Genomic DNA, 2,986 nt, shown 5'->3' with positions numbered 1-2,986 from the left:
AAAACGTCGACCTGGCGCAGCTTCGCCACGATCTCTTCGGGCTTGTGCTTCTTCTGGGGCATTCCAAAATCCTCTCTAAGGCTAAATAGCCTACTTCAGGGAGGACCACTTTTCAGGGGGCAGACCAGACCTCACAGTGCTGCTTGATGCCAGCGTTGCAATGCCAATTCTTTGCGGCCTTTCATTCGGCAGTGCCAAATCAAGGTATGGGGTGGCGGCTAGTGCGCTCGTGGAAGCTTGTCGCTCTCACGGAATAAAAATATCGATACCATCCAGCTATCTCAATGAGATGGCTTTCCATGGTCAGAAAGCTTTCGAGTACCAGGCTGTGCATAGTGAGCTTCCGGAAATTGCTCGCGCGGCACTGGTGAGTTCAGGCAATGCGTACTTGAGCCATTACACCCACGTGCATCAAAGCGAAGTGGCTCAGGGGCGTGATTTGACGCTCCAAAATTTCTTGTCTTATTTTGGAATTAGGCCCGGCGCGCCAGTCCACAAGATCGAAAACAGAATGACATCACTTTTGAATGATTTTGGAATCTCCATCATTACAGATATCCCCTACGAATTGGAAATATTCAAGAGAATTGCCTTTGAGAAGCGCAATGATCCGAAGATCCTGATAGAGCATGACGCGCGCGTCTGTACTTATATAAAAGGGAATGACGATAAGGGCTACGTTCTGGCCACATGGGACAAAATTATGATTGATATCGTTGAAGGGCTGTCTCGCGTTTACGCCGACAATCCGGCCCGTGTAATTGATTTTCTCAGCATCGCGAACGGCATAAATGATGATGATGACGTGAATTACGACATGCTTACGTCACTTATCCATATGGATGAGCGAAAAAGCGCGGCGCTGGCTAGCGCCATAGAAAAACTTAAAACCGCAGAGCAAGGTTATCAGGTACGGATATTGGCCGAGCAGGCGCGCTCGACAAAAGGACCGGATTGGGAGCTGACGGCGGAAGACATCTATCCATTGCTTGACGCAGAAAGTGAAAGTACGGCATAGCAACCTGAAGTCGAGACATAGATTCCTGAGTCTGTGCTGGTCTTATGTTCGGGTGTATTTTGCGGAGTAATGTTCAGAGGGTTAGATATGCTTTCCCTTGGATGCACTTCGTAGCATGGTTGAGGGTGCCAAACCGCCCGGTTGCTGTGCCGCAGCGGGTCGCTGGCAGCCCATTGCCGTCATTCGTACAAGTCAGTTTTCGCTGCGGCGGGGCCACTCGAACCTGTCATTCGCAGCTAAGGAAAATGTGCAGGCGTCGGAAGGTCAGGATCGAGGACAGACCCGTCCCTTTGATCACACCGCAAATCGCAGAAAGCCCTCGCAATAAAAGGTGCAGAATTTTCTGACGCAGATGAAATACCTTTTTTTGGCGGTCAATTGATTGAAGACTATCACCCTCCATTCTTGCAGTTCCTTCAGCGCTTCTTTCCGAAAAGGTTTGAGGCCAGATATTCAATGGCCTCACCATTTTGGCTACCCGAGCGAAACCGCCGTTGTTCCTCGAAATCTATGGAAGGTATCATATGGATGAACTGATCCTCACGATAAAGAGGCATTAAATACTCTGGATCTAGACCACCAGGCCGCAACCCTGTGAGATTATTAGCAGCTTCGATTGCCGCGCCGATCATGATATCGGCGAGTTGGACCGCAGGACTAGACTTCGAGTCCACTTGCGTGACCTCAGTGAGCTTGAGCGGAAACCGCAGAGACGTGATTTCTGTAGCGCGGAATTCAACTTCTTCGTCGTGATCGATGTATCGCTGCAGAAGGTCGTGATAGGTCGACAGGTTCTTGGACTGATCATGCTCTACCTGATAGGCCCCATCTGCCATGACCTCCATACGAGTGATCAATGATATCAGGATCACAATGGCAATATCGGTGGAGACGCCAGGTGTGGCAATGGCTGAGAGGCAGTCGATATCTGCATACTGCGCGAGCGGTCCCAGGACTTCCGGAAGCTCACTCCAATTGGTGGCGCGGGCCGCCTCAACCAATTTCTGCAGTGACTGCGGACTCTTCTCTTTCATTGCACGTTGAAAAGTATCCATCAGGGCCGCGAACTCTTCTATTCCTAGAAGGGTCGGTCCAGCAATGTGCAGCATGGAGGCCATCGCATAGTTCTGGCCGTTCTCGTAAAAATCAATGCCGCGCACATAGTAATAGGGCTCGACCGAATAGTCTACGAACATCAACGTCAGCATAAATCGCTTGTCGGCCACATAGGTCACACAATCGAAATCGCTCATAAGGTCCCTCATCAGACCAAGCAGACGCGAGTGATTGGAGGTGCGCCGCGACAGTGCTCTATACTTGAGCTCTGTCGCCTGTATCCGTGGAAAATGCTCTTTGATCAACCGCGCGGCTTCGTCATCATCGATGGCAATAGCGCTCGCGCCCTGAAACCGCTGGTCGGCGTTGAGCAGATCAAAACCTGTATAGCCGCTTTCGTCGATTCGAAAACAAGTCATGGAAAACTCATCTGTCTCGTGGACCGACGTTGAGCTTACCATAGTTCTCGGTGATTTTGGTAGCTTAGCTTCGCAAAAGCGAGAGGCCGGTTTGTCCGCCTCGCCGACGGTGGCGGTGTGTTTCAGCAGCTTCAAGCCTGAGCGGCAGCGTTCGGGAATGCTGCATAGCGGCACCCGTAGGAGCCGACCGGCGGCTTTGGGCCGGCCTTGCCTGTCGTGGCCAGTGGCGCGCGAAGCTGCCGGTTGCTGTCCGCAGCATGTCGCTCGTGATCCCATTGCGGTCATTGATGGATGGCGCGATCGGTTCTAGGACTTGATGCAAGACCTCTGGACGAGAGGGAGAGAATATTGACTATCGTCAGACTAGGTCGTGTCTCGAATGTGGTGGAAATTCCCTCGCGGCGGGCTCCGGGCATGTGAGGTTGGCTCCAGTCAGGCCGCGAGGTCAAGAGACATCGGCACGAGTGGTTGAGAGAGGGTTTCCCATCCGTCG

The 2,986-nt window shown here is 52.1% G+C and carries 2 protein-coding genes; one reads left to right on the top strand and one right to left on the bottom strand.

Annotated features, from left to right (window positions below):
* The first annotated feature begins 136 nt into the window (after positions 1-136).
* The gene (locus C9E82_RS23660; protein ID WP_147393188.1) at positions 137-1,018 is read left to right on the top strand and encodes a hypothetical protein; all 882 of its coding nucleotides are present in this window, start codon (positions 137-139) and stop codon (positions 1,016-1,018) included.
* A gap of 416 nt (positions 1,019-1,434) precedes the next feature.
* Here C9E82_RS23660 and C9E82_RS23655 read toward each other — a convergent pair whose 3' ends face one another.
* The gene (locus C9E82_RS23655; protein ID WP_240643722.1) at positions 1,435-2,628 is read right to left on the bottom strand and encodes a DUF3800 domain-containing protein; all 1,194 of its coding nucleotides are present in this window, start codon (positions 2,626-2,628) and stop codon (positions 1,435-1,437) included.
* Between the last annotated feature and the right edge of the window lie 358 nt (positions 2,629-2,986).

This window comes from Paracoccus sigandri, assembly GCF_003709565.1.
Lineage (GTDB): Bacteria > Pseudomonadota > Alphaproteobacteria > Rhodobacterales > Rhodobacteraceae > Paracoccus > Paracoccus siganidrum.
Note: the sequence above shows the minus strand (reverse complement) of the source record. Positions and strands in the feature narration are given on the sequence as shown.